The 21535-nt window shown below is 37.2% G+C and carries 20 protein-coding genes; 14 read left to right on the top strand and 6 right to left on the bottom strand.

Annotated features, from left to right (window positions below; genetic code table 11):
* Window positions 1-1772: 2',3'-cyclic-nucleotide 2'-phosphodiesterase (gene cpdB, locus PF272_RS08235; protein ID WP_271142368.1), on the top strand; the 1772-nt coding region annotated here is incomplete at its 5' end.
* 58 nt (window positions 1773-1830) lie between these two features.
* Here cpdB and ykgO read toward each other — a convergent pair.
* The 6 genes from ykgO to PF272_RS08205 form a co-directional block, all read right to left on the bottom strand.
* The gene (ykgO, locus tag PF272_RS08230) at window positions 1831-1971 is read right to left on the bottom strand and encodes a type B 50S ribosomal protein L36 (RefSeq protein ID WP_065236392.1); all 141 of its coding nucleotides are present in this window, start codon (window positions 1969-1971) and stop codon (window positions 1831-1833) included.
* 9 nt (window positions 1972-1980) lie between these two features.
* The gene (locus PF272_RS08225; protein WP_271142367.1) at window positions 1981-2244 is read right to left on the bottom strand and encodes a type B 50S ribosomal protein L31; all 264 of its coding nucleotides are present in this window, start codon (window positions 2242-2244) and stop codon (window positions 1981-1983) included.
* A 128-nt stretch (window positions 2245-2372) separates the two neighbouring features.
* On the bottom strand, window positions 2373-2810 hold the full coding sequence (fur, locus tag PF272_RS08220; protein WP_271142369.1) for a ferric iron uptake transcriptional regulator: 438 nt from the start codon (window positions 2808-2810) through the stop codon (window positions 2373-2375).
* A 165-nt stretch (window positions 2811-2975) separates the two neighbouring features.
* A complete protein-coding gene (gene fldA, locus PF272_RS08215) occupies window positions 2976-3500 on the bottom strand; it encodes a flavodoxin FldA (protein ID WP_271142366.1) in 525 nt (174 codons plus the stop codon).
* Between the two features lies 1 nt (window position 3501).
* Window positions 3502-3783 (bottom strand): LexA regulated protein, encoded by a 282-nt coding sequence (gene ybfE / locus PF272_RS08210; protein ID WP_065236395.1) that lies wholly within the window; start codon window positions 3781-3783, stop codon window positions 3502-3504.
* Between the two features lie 104 nt (window positions 3784-3887).
* On the bottom strand, window positions 3888-4673 hold the full coding sequence (locus PF272_RS08205; protein ID WP_271142365.1) for an alpha/beta fold hydrolase: 786 nt from the start codon (window positions 4671-4673) through the stop codon (window positions 3888-3890).
* Window positions 4674-4866: 193 nt separating this feature from the next.
* Here PF272_RS08205 and seqA point away from each other — a divergent pair, with 193 nt between their 5' ends.
* The 13 genes from seqA (at window position 4867) to PF272_RS08140 (ending at window position 21441) form a co-directional block, all read left to right on the top strand.
* Complete coding sequence (gene seqA, locus PF272_RS08200; RefSeq protein WP_065233640.1) at window positions 4867-5508, top strand: replication initiation negative regulator SeqA; 642 nt, start codon at window positions 4867-4869, stop codon at window positions 5506-5508.
* Window positions 5508-6953: an o-succinylbenzoate--CoA ligase gene (gene menE, locus PF272_RS08195; protein ID WP_271142364.1), complete on the top strand. Its 1446-nt coding sequence runs from the start codon at window positions 5508-5510 to the stop codon at window positions 6951-6953. The genes seqA and menE overlap by 1 nt, the downstream gene beginning before the upstream one ends.
* Window positions 6954-6981: 28 nt before the next feature.
* Complete coding sequence (mscK, locus tag PF272_RS08190) at window positions 6982-10296, top strand: mechanosensitive channel MscK (protein ID WP_413789439.1); 3315 nt, start codon at window positions 6982-6984, stop codon at window positions 10294-10296.
* A gap of 26 nt (window positions 10297-10322) precedes the next feature.
* Window positions 10323-11402 carry a chorismate synthase gene (aroC, locus tag PF272_RS08185; protein ID WP_271142362.1) on the top strand — a complete coding sequence of 360 codons (1080 nt, stop codon included), beginning with the start codon at window positions 10323-10325 and terminating at the stop codon, window positions 11400-11402.
* Window positions 11403-11405: 3 nt separating this feature from the next.
* On the top strand, window positions 11406-12248 hold the full coding sequence (gene mepA / locus PF272_RS08180; protein WP_271142361.1) for a penicillin-insensitive murein endopeptidase: 843 nt from the start codon (window positions 11406-11408) through the stop codon (window positions 12246-12248).
* Between the two features lie 17 nt (window positions 12249-12265).
* Window positions 12266-13033 (top strand): TSUP family transporter, encoded by a 768-nt coding sequence (locus PF272_RS08175; RefSeq protein WP_065239166.1) that lies wholly within the window; start codon window positions 12266-12268, stop codon window positions 13031-13033.
* Window positions 13034-13058: 25 nt separating this feature from the next.
* On the top strand, window positions 13059-14009 hold the full coding sequence (gene lpxM, locus PF272_RS08170; RefSeq protein WP_271142360.1) for a lauroyl-Kdo(2)-lipid IV(A) myristoyltransferase: 951 nt from the start codon (window positions 13059-13061) through the stop codon (window positions 14007-14009).
* A 112-nt stretch (window positions 14010-14121) separates the two neighbouring features.
* Window positions 14122-14667, top strand: a complete 546-nt coding sequence (gene apt, locus PF272_RS08165) for an adenine phosphoribosyltransferase (RefSeq protein WP_065233647.1) — start codon at window positions 14122-14124, stop codon at window positions 14665-14667.
* Window positions 14668-14684: 17 nt separating this feature from the next.
* Window positions 14685-16889, top strand: coding sequence for a DNA polymerase III subunit gamma/tau (gene dnaX / locus PF272_RS08160; RefSeq protein ID WP_271142359.1), 2205 nt, complete (start codon window positions 14685-14687; stop codon window positions 16887-16889).
* 72 nt (window positions 16890-16961) lie between these two features.
* Window positions 16962-17291 (top strand): YbaB/EbfC family nucleoid-associated protein, encoded by a 330-nt coding sequence (locus PF272_RS08155; protein WP_065233649.1) that lies wholly within the window; start codon window positions 16962-16964, stop codon window positions 17289-17291.
* Window positions 17292-17368: 77 nt separating this feature from the next.
* Complete coding sequence (gene recR / locus PF272_RS08150) at window positions 17369-17971, top strand: recombination mediator RecR (protein ID WP_271142358.1); 603 nt, start codon at window positions 17369-17371, stop codon at window positions 17969-17971.
* Window positions 17972-18074: 103 nt separating this feature from the next.
* Window positions 18075-18512: a DNA polymerase III subunit chi gene (locus tag PF272_RS08145; RefSeq protein WP_065239169.1), complete on the top strand. Its 438-nt coding sequence runs from the start codon at window positions 18075-18077 to the stop codon at window positions 18510-18512.
* Window positions 18513-18564: 52 nt separating this feature from the next.
* The gene (locus tag PF272_RS08140) at window positions 18565-21441 is read left to right on the top strand and encodes a valine--tRNA ligase (RefSeq protein ID WP_271142357.1); all 2877 of its coding nucleotides are present in this window, start codon (window positions 18565-18567) and stop codon (window positions 21439-21441) included.
* The last annotated feature ends 94 nt before the right edge of the window (window positions 21442-21535 follow it).

Raw genomic sequence — 21535 nt, 5'->3', positions numbered from 1 at the left:
GCGATTTAGTGATGAAAGCACGGGGACAAGTACAAAATAGTGTGTTAGTCGATAATGGAGACTTAATTCAGGGTAGCCCAATGGGCGATTATGCTGCAGCTAAGGGGTTAAAAAAAGGTGAAGTTCATCCAGTAATGAAAGCGATGAATTTGCTTAAATATGATGTGGGTAATATTGGTAATCATGAGTTTAATTATGGTTTGGAATTTCTGAAGAAATCGTTAGCAGGCGCAAAATACCCTTATGTGAACGCGAATGTATTTCATGCTAAGACAGGTAAACCATATTTTAAACCGTATTTAATCAAAGAGTATCATTTTATTGATACAGATGGTAAAAAGCAGCAAGTGAAGATTGGTTATATTGGTTTTGTTCCACCACAAATTATGACGTGGGATAAGAAAAATCTAGAAGGAAAAGTGATTGCCAAAGATATTACAGAAACTGCAAAAAAATTAGTTCCAGAAATGAAAGAAAAAGGTGCTGATATTATTATTGCCGTAGCTCATTCAGGGGTTTCTAGCGAACCTTATGAAGCTTTAGCTGAAAATTCTGTTTATTATCTTTCTAAAGTCAAAGGTATTGATGCTATTGCATTTGGCCATGCTCATGCTGTTTTCCCAAGTAAAGATTTTGCCAATATTCCAGGTGCGGATATAGTCACTGGTACATTAAATGGTATTCCGGCTGTAATGCCAGGACGTTGGGGAAGCCATATTGGTGTTATAGATTTAGTGTTAAATAATAATGGTGGCAAATGGCAAGTTCAGCACGCTAAAGCAGAAGCAAGACCGATTTTTGATGCAAAAAATAAGAAAGCGTTAGCAGATGAATATAAACCAATAGTTGATGTATTGGCTGATGATCACAAACATACTCGTGATTATGTTAATCAACCTATTGGTAAAGCTGACGGCAAAATGTATAGCTATTTGGCTTTAGTTCAAGATGATCCAACTATTCAAATTGTTAATCAGGCACAACAAGATTATGTCCAACGTTTTGTTCAAGGTGATCCAGAATTAGCTAAACTGCCTGTTTTATCAGCAGCAGCGCCATTTAAAGTAGGTGGACGCAAGGATGATCCAAATGGCTATACAGAAGTGGAAGCTGGACAATTAACATTTCGTAATGCAGCGGATCTTTATTTGTATCCAAATACCTTAGTGGCATTAAAAGTAACGGGTGAACAAATTCAAGAGTGGTTGGAATGTTCAGCAGGGCAATTTAATCAAATTGATCCGAATAAAGCAGAACGACAAGCCTTGTTAAATTGGGATGGATTCCGTACTTATAACTTTGATGTTATTGATGGGGTGAATTATCAAATTGATGTAACTCAACCAGCTCGTTATGATGGTGATTGTAAATTAATTAATAAAGATGCTCATCGTGTTGTTGGGTTAACCTTTAATGGTAAGCCAATCGATCCTCAGCAAAAATTCTTAATTGCAACCAATAATTACCGAGCATTTGGTAATAAATTCCCAGGTACTGATGGTAGTCAAGTAGCCTTTGTTTCTCCAGACGAAAATAGAACTATTTTGGCGGATTATATTCGTCGCATTAGTAAGACAGAAGGAGAAGTGAAATCTCATGCAGATAATAATTGGCGCTTAAAAGCAATTCCAAATAATAAAGCGGAAGTTGTATTTGAAACTGCTCCATCAGAGAAAGCTGCTCAATTTATTCAGCAAAATGCACAGTATCCAATGAAAAATGTGGGACAAGATGAAAAAGGATTTGCTGTATATAGTATTGATTTAAAATAAAAAATTAAATTATCGCTAAAGTGAAATCGGCATAGTATAAGCTATGCCGATTTTTTTGTTATTTACGCTTTTTCCCGCCTTGACGAGCTTTAAAGCGAGGATTTTCTTTATTAATCACATAAACCACACCATGACGACGTACAATTTTGCAACCAGAATGACGTGTTTTTGCACTTTTTAATGAGGTCAATACTTGCATAATCTGTCCTTATTTACTTTTTAAGCCAAAAGAAGCGAAGCGGTGAGTAAATTCACTGACTCTACCTTCCGAAACAATACGGCGAGATTGTCCTGTATAAAATGGATGTGAGGCGGAAGATGTGTCACACATATAAACAGGATATTCTTTACCATTAGTCCATTTCATTGTGTTAGTCGTTGTTGCACAAGAGCGAATTAAAAAGCCTACTTTAGCATTAGAGTCATAAAATAATACTGTTCGATAGTTATCAGGATGGATACCTTTTTTCATGGGAAGTTCCTCTATACTTAAAATGAGGAAGAAACTATATATCAAATGAGAATTATTATCAATAAATATTGAGGTATAAAAAAAGGAAACTATATAGTTTCCTTTTCATCAGTTTAGTTGAGTAAAAATTATTTATTCTTTTCAGCACAATTTTTAATGTCGGCACATTTGCCATAAAGATAAAGACTGTGGCTTGCAAGCTTAATTCCGTGTTGTTCACTAATCTCTTTTTGGCGTTTTTCAATCACATCATCATTAAACTCAAAAACTTTGCCACAATCTATACAAATAATATGATCGTGGTGTTCTTGTGGTGCAAGTTCAAAAATTGATTTGTTACCTTCAAAATTGTGACGAGTTAAGATATCTGCTTCATGAAATTGATTTAATACACGATAAACGGTGGCTAAACCAATTTCTTCTCCTTCTTCAAGTAACCATTTATAAACATCTTCTGCAGAAAAGTGTTGCACTGAGGTACGTTGCATTAATGAAAGAATTTTTAGGCGAGGCTCAGTAATTTTTAAGCCAACTTTTTTTAAGAGTTTTACATTTTCATCGATAATGTTTATCATACTAACCTCTAATTAAATCAACAATCATAATAATGTATGTTAATCCAATGAATCATAAATGGGTAACTGAAATTCTCTATCAAGGAAATAGAAATAATCCATACGCAAAGTATGGATTATTTCGTTTTTAAATGCAAATGATAATTAAAAGGGAGGTTATGCAAGTTGATCTAAACACATTTCAGTGTAGATTTGTTTGCACCATTTTTCGACACGTTCACTAGTTAATTCTGGTTGGCGGTCTTCATCAATACATAAACCAACAAAAGTATTATCATCAATCACTGCTTTTGATGATTCAAAATGATAGCCTTCGGTTGGCCAATAACCAACAATAGTTGCGCCATGTGGCTCAATAATGTCACGTACTGTTCCCATTGCATCACAGAAATAATCTGCATAATCTTCTTGGTCACCACAACCAAAAATAGCAACTAATTTATTGGTAAAATCAATCTCTTCTAAAGTTGGGAAAAAATCGTCCCAATCACATTGAGCTTCGCCATAGTACCAAGTTGGAATACCGATCATTAAGAAATCATAGGCTTCGATATCTTCTTTTGTACTTTTTGCAATATCATGAATATCAACTAATTCATTACCTAATTGCTTTTGGATCATTTTGGCAATGTTTTCAGTATTGCCTGTGTCGCTACCATAAAATAAGCCAATAAGTGCCATATTAATTCCTATTTTTCTCTAAATATGTTTGTAGGATTTGTTCTATGAGTTGCTGCCGACTTAGATTTGCCTCTTCTGCTAACTCTTCTAATTGTTCTACCATACTGCTATGCAGTTTTAATTCAACCCGACGAAGACCAACCGCTTTATCACGGCGTAATTGATTGCGTTTATTAATGCGGATTTGTTGTTCTCTGCTTAACGGATTGGTTCGAGGTCGACCTACTCTAGCAACATGAGCAAATAAATCTAATGTAATACAATCTGCTTCTTGTTTTGCCATTACTATACTCACTGAAAGTCATCTTTCAGACATCTTGAGATGGATAAGCCGTTTTTGTGGCGTGCAATATATCACAGTTTCCAACAAACTGAAAATATCACAAGTTAGCTATTTTGTTGTAAATGTCGTTGGATTGCACGAATAACATAATGGGGTTTATCTGCGTGTACCCAATGTGCTGCACCGTTAATCGTAAAAGATCGAGCATTAGGAAAAAGCTGTAAAATTTTATCGCTGTATTCAGGTAAAACATAGTGAGAATTACCACCACGGATAAATAATGTAGGTAATGAACATACTCCAGTTCCTGTCCAATCCATTAGTTGTTGGTAATGTTGATAAAGTGCAGCAGTATTAAAACGAAATCGTTGTGCTTGTTTAGCGTCAAAAGATTTTAGTACAAATTGTAAAATAGCTTCGTTATTCACAAATTGTTCCATAATAATTTTTGCTTGTTGACGTGTTGGGGATTGAGCTTCGGCCACTGCAAATAACGCTTTAAAAACAGGAGCGTGTTCATTATGTGTATAGGTAACGGGGGCAATATCTAAGATAACTAAACTTTTGACATATTCAGGGTAATTTAATGCAAATTGCATTGCAGTTTTCCCACCCATAGAGTGTCCGATTAAAATAACTTGATTAAGTTGCAGGTGTTGTAACACTCGTAATAGATCTTCAGCCATTAAAGGATAGTCCATCTCATCTGCATGAAAACTATGCCCATGATTACGTAAATCAAGACGTAATAAAGAATAATCTTGTTGAAATGCTTTAGCGATAATACCGAGATTGTTCATATCGCCAAAAAGACCGTGAATGAAAACAAGGGTTTCTGCATTAGGGTTTTCAGCGGGTAAATAATCAAAATTGAGCAGTGACTGAGTCATGATAAAAATACTTATTAATACTTATTTTAAAGAAGCAATGGTGGCAAAAGATAAAATATTTCTCAGGAGGGATCAAGTTTTAATCAGTTGAAAAAATTTGGCGTAGAAAATAAACATAATATGGATTTTATTTTCGGCTTTGCTTAGATCTGTCGTATAATGACGTGATATTAGCAGAACTTGGAGGAATTTTATGAAGACTATTAATATTGATGACGAGCTTTACCAATATATTGCCAGTAATACTCAATCAATTGGTGAAGATGCTTCAACAATTTTACGCAGATTATTAAATTTTCCCCAAGTGAGTGAAAAAGTAGAATCTGCTCAGGCAAATCTTACACAAGAGAAAGCAGCGGAAAAAACAGGTACTATTGAGGTTGCTAGAGAATTTAAATTAACCACAGAACAACAGCCTGTTACACAACCTAAAAAACCAAGCGATGATATGATTGCTCATATTAGTCGCCAGTTACAAAAATTGATTGGTTCTGCAGACTTTTTACAAGAAGATAAACAAGTTAATCGTTTCTTATCAATTTTAAGTGTCTTATATCGTGCTAATCCAGAAGGTTTTGCTAATGCAACGGAAGTGAGTCAAGGGCGTTCCCGTGTGTATTTTTCTCTTGAAGTGGCAGAGATTGAAGCTTCGGGCAGCAGCGTTAATCCAAAACAAATTCCTAAATCGCCATTTTGGGTAGCTACTAATAATAATACAGGCAGAAAATTAAATATGTTGGAATCAGTAATGCGTGCTATGTATATTCCAGAAAATTTAATTGAGTTAGTTGCACAGCAATTTACTTCACCACATACAATCGAGGGTAATGTTTAATGTTTTTGTGGCAGGAATATGCAAAAACGAAACCAACAGCAATAGCATTAAGGGTTGAATTGAAACAAGATAAAAGCGGGGATGAAACCCGCTTTTCTATTGTAGAGAAATGTTGGTCATGGCAACAATTAAACCAACTTATTCAGCAACAGGCAGATGGTTGGCAACAACAGTATCAAATTCGCCAAGGACAAGGGATTGCGTTAATTGGACGTTATCAACTTGCTTTAGTGCTAGGCTATTTAGTAGCGTTACAGCTTGGTTGTCGCATGTTGGTGATTAATCCTACATTTCCATCCGAGAAGATTGAACAAATCTGTGAGCAAAGTGAAATTGATTTTTTAATTGATTGCCAAAATTTATCAGCAAATTTAGATGCAGTAGAATTTATTGCTCAGCCAGTTAATAAAGCGATAAATCAATTTTTTGCGATAGATGTTTCTCCATTGACGCTAACCCTTACATCAGGTTCAACTGGATTGCCTAAGGCAGTTGTACATACCATAGAAAATCATCTTGCAAGTGCAAGGGCAATCACGCCTTTATTAAGGATTAATGCACAAAGTGAATGGTTGTTATCTTTACCCTTATTTCATGTGTCTGGGCAAGGTATTATTTGGCGCTGGTTATTTAATGGTGCAGTTTTACGTTGTGTGGGTGAATCGGTTTACCAAGATTTAGTAAAAGTATCGCACGCTTCTTTAGTACCAACACAATTACAACAATTTTTAGCGATGTTGGATGACAAACAAATTACCGAATATCGTTTAAGCCATATTTTATTAGGTGGTGCCCATATTCCTGCTGCGTTAACACAACGTGCGATCAAATATGGTATTCATTGTTATTCAGGTTACGGAATGACAGAGATGGCTTCAACAGTGTTTGCTAAGCAGAGTAATACCAGTGATGGTGTAGGTTATTTATTGCCAGAAAGAGAGTACCAAATTGTTGATGATGAAGTCTGGGTGCGAGGTTCAACATTAGCATTAGGATATTGGCAAAAACAGCAACCACTTAAGTCTTTACTCAATGAACAAGGGTGGTTTGCTACTCGTGATAAAGGAACAATAGATCCGATCAGTGGAGAATTGTTTATTTTAGGGCGGTTAGATAATATGTTCATTTCTGGTGGTGAAAATATTCAGCCAGAAGAAATTGAAAGTATCATCTTGAAACAACCTAATGTGCGTCAAGCCGTGGTATTACCTATCTCTGATGATAAGTTTGGACAACGAGCAGTGGCATTACTTGATTTTACAGATGGCTTTAGCTTTGATAAGGTGAGTCATCTTGAAAATGTATTACAACAAAAATTAGAAAAATTTAAATGGCCAGTTGCGTATTATCCATTGGATAAACTGATGCCTAATCAATCGGGTATTAAGTTATCTCGCCATCTATTAACACAACAATTAACTTTATTTTTGAAAAGTGAGAAATAACATGAGCAAGCGATTTATTACAATAATCATGTTTGGGTTAACGTTATTTTCAGCAACGTTAGTGTATGCTCAAATTCCAAGTGCAACTGATATTCAAGCACAAATTACAGCATTAAAAGCAGATCCAAATGCAAATGATGCTGCACAAAAGAAAGAAATGACGGCTCTGGAAGAGAGTTTAGATCTATTAAAGCAACTTGAAGAACAAAAGAAACAAAACGAAGATCTTAATAGCCGTATCAAAACAGCAACGGTAGCGATTCCGAAATTACAAGCAGAGTTAACTCGCTTAAAAAATAATAATAATACTTCGGATAATAGTGATGAGTTGGCTAAATTATCAGAAGAAACCTTACAAAAACGCTTAGAAAGTTCTTTCCAAGAAACTGAAAAAATCCAATCAGTATTAAATGATGTTGCATCACAAATTGTGAATCAGCAAACTTTACCCGATCGAATTCAATCTATTTTAAGTACCAATCTATCAAGAACTCAAACACTAAACCGTACATTAAGTGATAGTCAGCTTGATCCTGTTTTTGTGAATAGATATCAAATTGAATTAGCCTTAATTGATGCACAAAATAACTATAATCAAACCTTATTGAAAGAGAGTGCAACGTTGAATTCTTGGTATGAATTGCAACGTGATCAACAAAATTTCTATTTACAACAAGCGAAATTAGAACAACAAAATTTACAGGCTGCACTAAATGCGAAGCGTTTAGCTGCATCTAAAAAGCAGTTAGCTCAATTAGAAAAATCACAAGAAAAAAGTAGTGAAAATGTTAATCCGATTATTCAAAACGAATTAAATCAAAATACACAATTAAGCCAACAATTATTAAATGAAACGCAATCATCAAATCAGCTTTCTCAAGAGAGTTTACGGATTAAAAATGTGTTGGATAATTTAACGCAAACACAGCGTAGCATTGATGAACAAATTAGTGCATTACAAGGGACATTAGTGCTTTCTCGAATTATCAATCAACAAAAGCAAAATTTACCGACAGATCAAACAATTGATGGTTTAGGAAAACGCATTACTGATTTACGTGTGCAAATCTTTGATCTAACTCAGGCACGAGATGCAATTTATACACCAGATAGCTATATTCAACAATTACCGAATGCAGCTGAGTTAACAGAAAATGAGCGTAATACGTTGGTTGATATTCTCAATGAACGTAAAAATATCTATTCGAATATTTTAAAATCATTGAATGCACAATTAAATTTAGCGATTACGATTGAATTAAATCAACAACAAGTTCGCTTAATTAGTGATGATTTACAACAAAAATTACAACAACAAAGTTTCTGGGTAAAAAGTAATAATCCAATTGATTGGGATTGGGTAACTGAATTTCCTAAATTAGCTCTGAATCAAGTAAAAAATATCAGTAATAACATTGATATGACACATCTAAGTCGTAACTTGATTCCAATGCTAGCCTTCGTTGCTTTTCTTTCATTAGTCGCGGGCTTAATTTATTCACAAAAGCGTAAACTGCAAGCGTGGTTAGCTAAAATTAATTCTCAAGTGGGAACATTAAATGCAGATAGCCAATGGCATACACCATTAGCATTAATACTCACTGCCATTTTAGTGATTCCTTATCCTCTTTTATTTTTAATTTTCTTTGTATTAGTTGGGCATTTTACAATTGCCGATCCAATTCTCGCGTGGCCATGGACGCTAAAAATGGCGGGTTATTGGTGGCTTTTTGCCTTCTTGATTGAATTGTTAAAACCTAATGGACTGGTATATCGCCATTTTGGTTTAGCCAAGGAGAGCGGTAATTTATTTTTAGCCGTGTTGAAACGTTCGATTTGGGCAATTATTTTCTTGATTAACACCTCTTTATTCAGTGATATGAGTAATACGCCATTGAATAATGACGTGATTGGAGAAGTTTGTACCATTTCTGCGTTGATTTTCTGCGTATTGATCATTGCTCCACGTTTTGGTTATGCAGTGAAAAAATATCAAGATGCACAACAAGAGGACAGTAATAATCATCAATATATCGGGCCATTATTATTAAAAATTATTCGAGTGTTGTTATTGTTGATCCCAATAGCACTGATTATTTTGATCGTTTTAGGTTATTACTATACGGCACTAAATCTTATTTCCCATTTTGTCGCAAGTTATTTAGTGACGTTATTATGGGTGTTGATTAAGCAAATCAGTGATCGTACTTTGGTTGTATCAGCTCGTCGCTTAGCCTATAAACGCCTTAAAGAACAACGTGAGAAAAATCAAAATAAACCAGAAAATGGACATGCAGAAGATATTGTGATTGATACTACCGATTCTGAACTAGCGTTAAGCCAAGTTAAACAACAGGTTTCTCGTATTGCAGAATGGTTGTTATGGGCGGTATTGATTGGCTTCTATTATTTTGTTTGGTCGGATTTATTAACTGTGGCGTATCATCTTAAAAGTATTACGCTTTGGCAGCAAACGATCACGACCGAAACTGGTACAGTAGTTGAATCAATTACGTTATTAAATATGTTGTTAGCGATTTTTATTTTAATCGTAACCTATGTATTGATTCGTAACCTTGCTGGGGTGTTAGAGGTATTGATTTTCTCAAGGATGAAACTGTCACAAGGCGCACCTTATACAATCACAACATTATTGACCTATTTTATTGTGGCTATTGGTGCCGCATGGGCATTTTCAACGTTAGGAATGTCATGGTCAAAACTGCAATGGTTATTTGCTGCTTTATCCGTTGGTTTAGGGTTTGGTTTGCAAGAAATCTTTGCGAATTTTGTGTCTGGTATCATCATTCTATTTGAACGTCCTGTACGTATTGGCGACACCATTACGATTGGTGAGTTTTCAGGTACAGTATCTAAGATTCGTATCCGTGCCACTACATTAGTGGATTATGATGGTAAAGAGGTGATTGTCCCTAATAAAGCGTTTGTGACAGAGCGTTTGACAAACTGGGCATTATCTAACACTATTACGCGCTTAGTGATTAAAGTCGGGGTTGCTTATGGAAGTGATCTTGAACTCACGAAAAGCTTATTACTGCAAGCGGCTACGGAATGTAAAGCAGTATTAAAAGAACCTGAGCCAAGAGCTTATTTCTTAGTGTTTGGTGCGAGTACATTAGATCATGAACTCCGTGTTTATGTGGGGGATTTAGCGGATCGTTTACCAACAACCGATTTTCTCAATCGACGTATAAACAGCTTATTTGCAGAAAATAATATTGAGATCGCATTTAATCAATTAGATGTCTTTATTAAGAATCAAGATACTGGGGAAGAGATGAAAATCGCTTCATCAGAAGAAACTGCAAAACTAAATGGATAAAAATAATTAGTAGGAAGGTTAGAAACATGGCAGGCAATAGTATTGGACAGCTTTTTAAAGTGACGACGTTTGGTGAGTCGCATGGGATTGCATTAGGTGGCGTGGTAGATGGTGTGCCACCAGGATTAGTTTTAAGCGAAGCGGATTTACAGCCTGACTTGGATCGTCGTAAACCGGGAACTTCTCGTTATACCACACCGCGTCGTGAAGACGATGAAGTACAAATTCTTTCAGGTGTTTTTGAAGGAAAAACAACGGGTACCAGTATTGGTTTAATCATTAAAAATAGCGATCAACGTTCACAAGATTATGGTGAAATTAAGGATCGTTTCCGTCCCGGTCATGCAGATTATACCTATCAACAGAAATATGGATTACGTGATTATCGGGGTGGTGGTCGTTCATCAGCAAGAGAAACGGCGATTCGTGTTGCTGCTGGTGCGATTGCGAAAAAATATTTATCAGATCGTTTTGGAATTAAGATTCGTGGTTTTTTATCACAAATTGGTGATGTGGCGGTACCAGTACAAGAGTTAAGTACTATTGACTGGGATTTTGTGAATAGTAATCCATTTTTCTGCCCAGATGCAGCAACGATTGAAAAATTTGATGCATTGATCCGGGACTTAAAAAAAGCAGGCGATTCCATTGGTGCTAAATTAACGGTTGTTGCGGAGAATGTGCCAGTTGGATTAGGCGAGCCTGTTTTTGATCGATTAGATGCTGATTTAGCTCATGCGCTAATGGGAATTAATGCAGTAAAAGGTGTTGAAATTGGTGATGGTTTCGCTGTCGTCAATCAACGTGGCAGCCAACATCGCGATGAAATGACACCAGATGGATTTTGTTCTAACCATGCGGGTGGTATTTTAGGCGGCATCAGTTCTGGTCAGCCTATTATTGCAACCATTGCGTTGAAACCGACATCAAGTATTACCATTCCTGGACGTAGTGTAAATCTAGATAATCAACCGGTTAAAGTGGTCACCAAAGGACGCCACGACCCTTGTGTGGGAATACGGGCAGTGCCTATTGCAGAAGCGATGGTAGCTATTGTATTGATGGATCATTTACTCCGTTATCAAGGTCAATGTGGACTTAAATAAAATATGAAAACTCAATGGAAAATCATTGCTTGGGGATTACTATTTTTAGGGATTTCTCAAGCATGGGCAGAAACTGAATGGCAAAGAATTAAACGCCCAGTGCCAGGTGATCCATTACCGATTGGTAGTTATAGTAATGGTTGTATCATTGGTGCCAAAGCTATGCCTTTAAATGGTGAAGGTTATCAAGTGATTCGATCACAAAAATTACGTTATTTTGGTCATCCGGATATGTTGGCTTATTTAGCAAGATTAGGTAAGCGAGTAAAAGCAGCTGGGTTATCAACTATGTTGGTAGGTGATATTGCGATGCCAGCAGGTGGTCGTTTTGCAACAGGTCATGCTAGCCATCAAATGGGGCTTGATGCGGATATTTGGCTAAAAATGGGGGCAATGAGTGCTAAACAAGCGCTAAATCCTACGGCAACATTAATGGTTAATCGTAAATTACAGCGTGTTGATGATCGTGTTTGGACAACAAATCAAACAACATTGATTCAACTAGCAGCGACTGATCCACAAGTAGCACGAATTTTTGTTAATCCAGCGATTAAATTAAAATTGTGTCAAACAGTAAAAGGGGATCGTAGTTGGTTACGCAAAATTCGCCCTTGGTTTGGGCATGATGCACATTTCCATGTCCGTTTACATTGTCCACCGGGTGCACAATATTGTGAAGAACAGGCTGCAATTCCTGCTGGCGATGGATGTGGTGCAGAATTGATGTCTTGGTTTGAGCCAAAATCATCTACAACACCCGCACCAGCTAAACAACCTCCAGTATTGCCGATTTTATGTCAGCAATTATTAGATTCACCTGAAAAACAACAATGGCTTGTTGAATAACAAATCAAGGAGTGAGTATGCCTGATCTTGGTTTAGATGTTTATGTAATTCTTTTCTTATTAGCGGGATTAGCTGGTTTTATTGATGCAATTGCTGGTGGTGGCGGGTTAATTACGATTCCTGCTTTATTGGCTGTTGGGGTTCCTCCTGCAGCAGCTTTAGCAACCAATAAATTACAAGCAAGCGGTGGCTCTTTTTCTGCCAGTCTGTATTTTGTACGGCAAAAAGCAGTGGATTTAAAACAGATCTGGAAAATGATCTTAGGGACTTTCACTGGTGCAATGATTGGAACTGTTTTAGTACAGACGATTGATGCCTCCGTAGTGAAATCACTGCTACCGATTTTAGTATTAATTGTGGGATTGTATTTCTTATTTTCTCCAAAAATTGGAGAACAAGATCGCCATCAACGTTTAAGTTTTATTGCTTTTGCTTGTGTTGCGGCATTTCCTATCGGTTTTTATGATGGTTTTTTTGGACCAGGTACAGGTTCTTTTTTATGTGCAGCATTTGTAACCCTATTAGGATTTAATCTTGCCAAGGCGACAGCTCATGCCAAGATTCTTAATTTCACCTCTAACTTTACCTCATTAGTATTTTTCATTTTAGGTGGTGAAGTCTATTGGACATTGGGATTTGTTATGATGTTAGGCGGTTTTATTGGGGCTAGATTAGGGGCAAAAATGGTACTGACTAAAGGGCAGAAATTAATTCGTCCAATGGTTGTGATCATGGCATTCATTATGACGGCAAAAATGATGTATGACTACGGTTGGTTTAGCTAATTGATTGGGATAGCAAAAAGAAACAATGTCTGATACGAATAGAAGAATTACTGCTCGAGTAGGTTATCAACCACAATTTCGTTGGCAATATTTATTACCAAAATATTGGGGCGTTTGGTTAGGCGTATTTTTGTTAGCCTTATTAGGTTTATTGCCTTTTCGTTGGCGAGATTATTTAGCGGCTAAGATCGGATTATTAGTTGGAAAAGTAGCGAAAAAACAACGTAATCGGGCAGAGGTTAATTTACGTTATTGTTTTCCTGATTGGAGCGTAGAAAAACGTCAGCAAGTCATCGATCAAATGTTTATTACAGTAGCACAAACTATGCTTGGTATTGGCGAGATTGCGCTACGTTCCAAAAAGCACCTCCAAAAAAGAAGTGTTTTTACTGGTTTAGAGTATCTACAACAAGCGCAAGCCGCAGGACAAAATATTATTTTGTTAGTTCCTCACACTTGGGCAATAGATGCTTCAGGTATTATTTTGCATACGCACGGTATGCCAATGACAGCCATGTATAATCCACATCGTAATCCGTTAGTTGATTGGTTATGGAATAGTGTACGTGAACGTTTTGGTGGCAAAATGCACGCTCGCCAAAATGGGATTAAGCCATTTTTAAATGCGGTACGGAAAGGTGAGATGGGATATTACTTGCCTGATGAGGACTATGGCGAAGAATTAAGTGTTTATACTGATTTTTTTGCTACCTACAAAGCTACCTTACCGGGGCTAAATAAAATGTGCAAAATTGCCAAAGCCGTTGTTATTCCGATGTTCCCACGCTATAACGCCCTTTCTGGACGTTATGAAATTGAAATTACTGCTCCTTTAGCATTAGATGATGATGAACAACGCAGTGCAAGATTGATGAATGAAGTGATTGAGCAGTTTGTCACACCAACGCCAGAACAATATGTTTGGATTTTGCGTTTATTAAAAACTCGCAAAGATGGTATGGATATTTATCAATAGAATTTTTTATTTTTTTGATGTTAAAGAGTATTTTTTCCATACCGTCACTGTTAGAATAGCAAACTTTGAGAGTAGCACCCGCTACATATAATTTTGTGTTAGGCAAATAATCATGAACCAACAACAAAAAGAGTTAATTAAATCATCTATTAAATCAATTCCAAATTATCCTGCAGAAGGCATTATTTTCCGTGATATTACTAGCTTAGTTGAAGTGCCAGCGGCATTTAAAGCAACAATAGAGTTGATTGCAGAGCATTTTAAAGCGAAAAATATCACTAAAGTGGCTGGAACTGAATCTCGCGGTTTTATTTTTGGTGCACCAGTTGCATTAGCATTAAATGTGCCATTTATTTTAGTGAGAAAACCAGGAAAATTGCCACGTGAAGTCATTTCTCAATCTTATGAACTTGAATATGGTCAAGACACATTAGAAATGCATACCGATTCTGTCAGTAAAGAAGATAATGTGCTTATCATTGATGATTTGCTTGCTACAGGTGGAACAGTCGAAGCAACGATCAAATTGATTCAGCGTCTTGGTGGAAAGGTTGAACATGCTGCGTTTGTGATTAGCTTGCCAGAGCTTGGCGGTGAAGATCGCTTACGTAAGTTAGGTGTTGAACCATTTACCTTAGTAGATTTTGAAGGACATTAATTCAAGAAAGGATAGGCATGAGTTATCAGGTATTAGCACGCAAATGGCGACCAAATCGCTTTTCTGAAGTGATTGGGCAGGATCATGTGATAACCGCCTTAAGTAATGGTTTAAATAGTCAACGTTTACATCATGCTTATCTATTTTCTGGTACTCGAGGAGTAGGGAAAACCTCGATAGCCCGTTTATTTGCTAAAGGATTAAATTGTGAAACGGGCATCACCGCAGAACCTTGTGGTGAATGTGAAAACTGTCGTGCTATCAAAGAAGGCAATTTTATTGATCTAATTGAAATTGATGCGGCATCACGGACAAAAGTCGAAGATACACGTGAATTACTCGATAATGTGCAGTATAAGCCAGTACGAGGTCGCTTTAAAATTTACTTGATCGATGAAGTGCATATGCTTTCTCGACACAGCTTTAATGCTTTATTAAAGACATTAGAAGAACCGCCAGAATATGTGAAATTCTTACTGGCGACGACCGATCCGCAAAAATTACCTATTACGGTGCTTTCTCGCTGTATTCAATTCCATTTAAAAGCGTTAGATACTGATGTGATAGCTGAACATCTAGGTAAATTGTTGGCACAAGAAAAGATCAGTTATCAAATCCCTGCATTGAATAAGTTGGCTCAAGCTGCACAAGGGAGTGTGCGAGATGCGTTAAGTTTAACTGATCAGGCGATTGCATTAAGTAATGGCAATATTACAACAACGACAGTGAATACAATGTTAGGGCTATTAGACAGTGATAAGTCGATCGCATTGTTAAGTGCAATTTCTCAAGCAGACGGTGAAGCAGCTATGAAGGTATTGCACGAAATAGCACAACAAGGTATTGATTGGGAAAGAGTTTTACAAGATATGGCTGAAACATTGCATCAAATCGCAATGTTACAATTATTGCCACCAAAAGGACAATCAGTAGATTCTTCTCTGGCACTACTAGCGAAAACAATTTCAGCAGAAGATATACAGTTTTATTACCAATTAATGCTAAATGGGCGTAAAGAGTTAGCCTACTCGCCTGAAGCTAAAACTGGGGTAGAGATGACGATTTTACGTGCTTTAGCATTTCACCCTAAACGTTTTACGTTTGCTCAGCCGGTAACCAATCAAACAGTGACTGCTAATGAAATTAAGCAATCGCAACCTACTTCGGTTATACAAAGTGAGCAAAAGTCAAGTTCTTCCGTAGAAAATAAGCCACAGCTAATAAAACCAGAAGTTGTTACACATACAGAGGCGAAAGAAACTATTGCTTCCGCAGTAGAAGAGCCAAATAAACCAGAACAAAAAGTAACACCTGATGTGCGTTCTTCTGCATTATTGTCTAGTGATATTTTGCAGCAGGTAGCAAGTTTAGAACAGGGTAAGCCAGCACATATTGCAGTAGAGGATAAACAGCCGACACCTATTTCAGAAAAAAAAAAGGTTTCGGTGAATGAGGCAAATATCACGGCAACAACCTCAGCAGCAATAAATTTTGATAAATCTACAACTACGATTACGCCTGAACAACAAGTTACTGTACAAACTCAAGTTAATACTTCAGAAAATGTTACTCCAACTCATGTGACAGAATCTCACCAGGCTACTGAACAAGCGCCATTATCTCGTTTATTACAAGATGATAATGCGCCTGTAATTGAAACAACAGAAGATACTGAGATTGAAACAACCGGTATTTTGAATGAGGATTATCATTGGTCATGGAGTGATCCAACAATAGATCAACAGCAGCAAGCAATGCGTCCGTCAGATATTAAAAAAGCGTTACTGGAGAAATACACGCCGGAAGTTGTAGAAAAAGTGGTGGAACGCGCTAATGAAAGAAGCCAATGGAGTGCGGATATTGAAAAGCTTGAATTGGCGGGTGGAAGTAAGCGAATTTTATTAAATTCTGTGGTGTTAGAGAAGGATGAACATTTTATGCGTTTAGGGGTTCGTCCGGAATCATTTTTATTAGCGAAATATCTCGATCTCAGTTTTATCAATAAAGCTTTTCAAGATTTTTATGGTAGAAAAATCAAGATTGAACTAGAAGAATATACGGGGCCAGAAGTGACGCCATATGAGATTCGTGGTGAAATTTATCAACAGATGGTTGATGAAGCCCAACAAAAATTGCAACAGGATCAAAAATTAAATCAATTTATGCAGCAATTTGCAGCAAAAATTGATTTAGATTCGGTACGCCCAACCGGGAAAGAATAGTTTTGTGCGTTGCACAATGACGGTTTTCAGTTAAAATACAGCCTTTGTGTTTATTATTTGAGAGAGAAAATTATGTTTGGAAAAGGTGGATTAGGCGGCTTAATGAAACAAGCCCAACAAATGCAAGAACGTATGCAAAAAATGCAGGAAGAGATCGCTCAATTAGAAGTAACAGGTGAGTCTGGTGCGGGGCTTGTTAAAGTGACTATTAATGGAGCACACAGCTGCCGTCGTGTTGAAATTGATCCTTCTTTGGTTGAAGATGATAAAGAGATGCTAGAAGATCTTATTGCTGCTGCATTTAATGATGCAGTACGTCGTGCGGATGAAATGCAAAAAGAAAAAATGGCATCTGTTACCGCAGGTATGCAATTACCACCAGGCTTTAAAATGCCATTCTAAGTTATTTAAGTTAGGGAGTAATGACTCCCTAACGAATCAGCATTAATCGTATATCTTTCAAAAAACCTATCTTAATTATGCAAATTAGTCCTTTATTAGATGAATTAATGAATGCATTACGTTGTTTACCGGGTGTTGGACCAAAATCTGCACAGCGTATGGCATATCATTTGCTACAACGTGATCGCAGTGGGGCACTGAATTTAGCCAGAACATTAACCGATGCGATGTCGCATATTGGTCACTGTAGCCAATGTCGCACATTCACCGAAGAGGAAGTTTGCAATATTTGTAATAATTATCGCCGGCAAGAGAGTGGGCAACTTTGTGTTGTCGAAATGCCATCTGATATTCAAGCGATTGAACAAACTGGACAATTTTCTGGACGCTATTTTGTGCTAATGGGACATTTATCTCCGTTAGATGGTATTGGTCCTAAAGAAATTGGATTAGATCTCTTGCATAAACGTTTGCAAACGGAATCTTTTAGTGAAGTGATTCTAGCGACCAACCCTACTATTGAAGGGGATGCTACCGCAAATTATATTGCCGAAATGTGCCAACAGTATGGTGTAAAAGTAAGCCGTATTGCACATGGCATCCCTGTTGGAGGTGAGTTAGAGATGGTGGACGGCACAACATTATCTCACTCCTTTATTGGCAGACGAGAACTTAAATAAGTGTAATAAACATCGGATATTTAGTGATTTAACTGCGCCGATTCTTTATCCCATTTTTCTTTTACGTTACAATAGCCGACTTGTGTGAATAAGCAGGATAATTATGGCAAAACAAGCTCTTTTTTATGTTTTTTCTGGTGCAACTATGCAGTTACATGCATTAGAAAGTAAAGCCTGTGATTTAGCGGCAGACGCATGGCGTTTAGGCAAAAAGGTATTGATTTCTTGTCAAGATAAAGAGCAAGCGTTGTTAATTGACGAAATGTTATGGCAACGTGATCCTGAACAGTTTGTTCCCCATAATTTATCTGGTGAAGCAGGTGGCTTTATGACACCTGTGGAAATTTGTTGGCCAGAAAAACGTAACGCACAACGCCGTGATTTATTGATTTCATTATCATTACAAGTACCTGAATTTGCATTGCTTTTCCCTCAGGTTATTGAGTTTGTGCCAACAGATGAACAGCTCAAAATATTAGCTCGAGAACGTTATAAATATTATCGCCAATTAGGCTGGCAGCTAAGTACGGAACAAGTATAATTTTTAGCCATAATTTTATAGTAGATCCCTTTTTATTAGAGAAGAAACAACAATGACAAAACCATTTGAAATGGCCGATCGCTTTGATGCGAATGCCGTAGAACAAGCCCTTTATAAACATTGGGAACAAAGCGGTTACTTTAAACCGTCTGAAAATGAGAATGTACCAAGCTATTCTATTGCTATCCCGCCACCAAATGTCACTGGTAGTTTGCATATGGGACACGCTTTCCAACAAACATTAATGGATACCTTAATTCGTTATCATCGTATGCAAGGTGACAATACCTTATGGCAAACGGGAACAGACCATGCCGGTATTGCAACACAAATGGTGGTTGAGCGTAAAATTGCTGCGGAAGAGAATAAAACACGTCATGATTATGGACGTGAAGCATTTATCGAAAAAATTTGGCAATGGAAAGCGGAATCTGGTGGTACGATTAATCAACAAATGCGTCGTTTAGGCGATTCAGTTGATTGGGATCGTGAACGTTTTACTATGGATGCGGGCCTTTCTGAAGCTGTGAAAGAGGTATTTGTCCGTTTATATGAAGAAGGTCTAATCTATCGTGGTAAACGTTTAGTAAACTGGGATCCGAAATTACATACTGCGATTTCTGATTTAGAAGTTGAAAATAAAGAATCTAAAGGCAGCTTATGGCATTTCCGTTATCCATTGGCGAATGGAGCCAAAACAGCAGATGGCCTAGATTATTTAGTCGTAGCGACCACTCGTCCTGAAACCATGTTAGGGGATACTGCGGTTGCGGTACATCCAGAAGATGAACGTTACCAAAACCTAATTGGTAAGACTGTGATGTTGCCATTAGTGAATCGTGAAATTCCAATTATTGCCGATGAATATGTAGATAAAGAATTTGGAACAGGGGTAGTAAAAATTACTCCAGCTCACGATTTTAACGACTATGAAGTTGGTAAACGTCACCAATTACCAATGGTGAATGTGTTTACTCTAAATGCGGATATCCGTGAGCAAGCGGAGGTGTTTACTTTTGAAGGTAAACCACACGAGAGTTATGTCGCAGAGATCCCTGCATCTTATCGTGGACTTGAACGTTTTGCAGCACGTAAACAAATTGTGGCAGAGTTTGAATCTCTTGGTCTATTAGAAGAAATTAAACCACATGATTTAAAAGTGCCTTATGGTGACCGTGGCGGTGTGCCAATAGAACCAATGCTAACCGATCAATGGTATGTCAGCGTAGCGCCATTAGCCAAAGAAGCAATCCGTGCTGTTGAAGAAGGCGAAATTCAATTTGTGCCAAAACAGTATGAAAATCTTTATTTCTCTTGGATGCGTGATATTCAAGATTGGTGTATTTCTCGTCAACTTTGGTGGGGGCACCGTATTCCAGCGTGGTATGACGAAGCAGGTAATGTCTATGTTGCACGTGATGAAGCTGAAGTACGTCAAAAATACCAACTTTCAGCAGATGTAGTATTACGTCAAGATGAAGACGTGTTAGATACTTGGTTCTCTTCTGGTTTATGGACATTCTCAACTCTAGGTTGGCCAAACCAAACCAAAGATTTACAAATGTTCCACCCAACTAACGTATTAATTACTGGGTTCGATATTATTTTCTTCTGGGTTGCTAGAATGATTATGTTTACCATGCACTTTATTAAAGATGAAAATGGTAAACCACAAGTACCATTCAAAACTGTGTACGTCACTGGGTTAGTCCGTGATGAAAACGGTGCGAAAATGTCCAAATCAAAAGGTAATGTCCTCGATCCATTAGATATGATTGATGGGATTGATTTGGAAAGTTTAGTGGCAAAACGTACTGGTAATATGATGCAGCCGCAATTAGCAGCAAAAATTGAAAAAGCAACCCGTAAAGAGTTTGCGAATGGTATTGCTGCACATGGAACTGATGCACTTCGTTTCACATTAGCGGCATTAGCAAGTAACGGGCGTGATATTAACTGGGATATGAAACGCCTGGAAGGTTATCGTAATTTCTGTAACAAATTATGGAATGCGAGCCGTTTTGCATTAATGAATATTGACGGTAAAGATTGCGGATACAGCGGTAATCAAGAAATGAGTTTATCGCTTGCGGATCGTTGGATTCTGGCTGAATTTAATTTAGCAGTAAAAGAGTTCCGTCAAGCATTAGATCAGTATCGTTTCGATATTGCAGCGGGTACTTTATATGAGTTTATCTGGAATCAATTCTGTGACTGGTATCTTGAATTAACTAAACCAGTGTTAAGTCAAGGCAATGAAGCGCAACAACGAGGTACTCGCCATACATTAATTACTGTATTGGAACAAATCTTACGTTTAGCGCATCCAGTGATTCCATTTATTACCGAAGAAATTTGGCAAAAAGTGAAACCTTTAATGCAAATTGAAGGGGAAACTATTATGTTACAACCGTTCCCGCAATTTGAAGAAAAATGGGTTGATCAACAAGCGATTAATGAAATTAATTGGATCAAAGAGTTAATCGTAAATGTGCGTAATATTCGTGCAGAAATGAATATTGCGCCAAGTAAGCCATTAGATGTGTTATTGCGTAATTTAACAGCTGAAGAACAACAATGCTTAGCTGCAAACCAAGGATTAATCCAAACTATGGCGAAATTAAGCAGTATTAATTTATTAGCTGCAAATGAAGCCGCACCACTTGCAGTGACCAAGTTGATTGGTAATGCAGAGTTGTTAATTCCAATGGCTGGATTTATTGATAAACAAGCAGAATTAGCACGCTTAAATAAAGAAATTGAGAAGTTAATTGGTGAAGTAAAACGAATTGAAGGTAAGCTAAGCAATGAAAGTTTTGTTGCTAAAGCACCAGAAGCCGTTATCGCCAAAGAGCGTGAAAAAATGCAAGATTATCAACAAGGTCTAGAAAAATTACGCCAACAATATGCGAGTATTGAAGCGTTATAGTTGGTGATTAATAGAGAAAAAGGGGCTGATTAGCCCCTTTAGTTTATGGTATGAGTTGTTCCTTCCTGGCATATAGGATAAAAATGTTGGTGTT

The sequence above is a fragment of the Gallibacterium faecale genome (assembly GCF_027920745.1).
In the GTDB taxonomy this organism is placed as follows: domain Bacteria; phylum Pseudomonadota; class Gammaproteobacteria; order Enterobacterales; family Pasteurellaceae; genus Gallibacterium; species Gallibacterium faecale.
The sequence above is the reverse complement of the archived record's forward strand: the minus strand, read 5'-3'. Positions and strand labels throughout refer to the sequence as shown.

Excerpts from the sequence above, each read along its gene's own strand:
- ykgO (WP_065236392.1), bottom strand. The coding sequence starts at position 1,971 with ATGCAAGTATTGACCTCATTAAAAAGTGCAAAAACACGTCATTCTGGT.
- PF272_RS08225 (WP_271142367.1), bottom strand. The coding sequence starts at position 2,244 with ATGAAAAAAGGTATCCATCCTGATAACTATCGAACAGTATTATTTTAT.
- fldA (WP_271142366.1), bottom strand. The coding sequence starts at position 3,500 with ATGGCACTTATTGGCTTATTTTATGGTAGCGACACAGGCAATACTGAA.
- ybfE (WP_065236395.1), bottom strand. The coding sequence starts at position 3,783 with ATGGCAAAACAAGAAGCAGATTGTATTACATTAGATTTATTTGCTCAT.
- PF272_RS08205 (WP_271142365.1), bottom strand. The coding sequence starts at position 4,673 with ATGACTCAGTCACTGCTCAATTTTGATTATTTACCCGCTGAAAACCCT.
- seqA (WP_065233640.1), top strand. The coding sequence starts at position 4,867 with ATGAAGACTATTAATATTGATGACGAGCTTTACCAATATATTGCCAGT.
- menE (WP_271142364.1), top strand. The coding sequence starts at position 5,508 with ATGTTTTTGTGGCAGGAATATGCAAAAACGAAACCAACAGCAATAGCA.
- mscK (WP_413789439.1), top strand. The coding sequence starts at position 6,982 with ATGTTTGGGTTAACGTTATTTTCAGCAACGTTAGTGTATGCTCAAATT.
- aroC (WP_271142362.1), top strand. The coding sequence starts at position 10,323 with ATGGCAGGCAATAGTATTGGACAGCTTTTTAAAGTGACGACGTTTGGT.
- mepA (WP_271142361.1), top strand. The coding sequence starts at position 11,406 with ATGAAAACTCAATGGAAAATCATTGCTTGGGGATTACTATTTTTAGGG.
- PF272_RS08175 (WP_065239166.1), top strand. The coding sequence starts at position 12,266 with ATGCCTGATCTTGGTTTAGATGTTTATGTAATTCTTTTCTTATTAGCG.
- lpxM (WP_271142360.1), top strand. The coding sequence starts at position 13,059 with ATGTCTGATACGAATAGAAGAATTACTGCTCGAGTAGGTTATCAACCA.
- apt (WP_065233647.1), top strand. The coding sequence starts at position 14,122 with ATGAACCAACAACAAAAAGAGTTAATTAAATCATCTATTAAATCAATT.
- dnaX (WP_271142359.1), top strand. The coding sequence starts at position 14,685 with ATGAGTTATCAGGTATTAGCACGCAAATGGCGACCAAATCGCTTTTCT.
- PF272_RS08155 (WP_065233649.1), top strand. The coding sequence starts at position 16,962 with ATGTTTGGAAAAGGTGGATTAGGCGGCTTAATGAAACAAGCCCAACAA.
- recR (WP_271142358.1), top strand. The coding sequence starts at position 17,369 with ATGCAAATTAGTCCTTTATTAGATGAATTAATGAATGCATTACGTTGT.
- PF272_RS08145 (WP_065239169.1), top strand. The coding sequence starts at position 18,075 with ATGGCAAAACAAGCTCTTTTTTATGTTTTTTCTGGTGCAACTATGCAG.
- PF272_RS08140 (WP_271142357.1), top strand. The coding sequence starts at position 18,565 with ATGACAAAACCATTTGAAATGGCCGATCGCTTTGATGCGAATGCCGTA.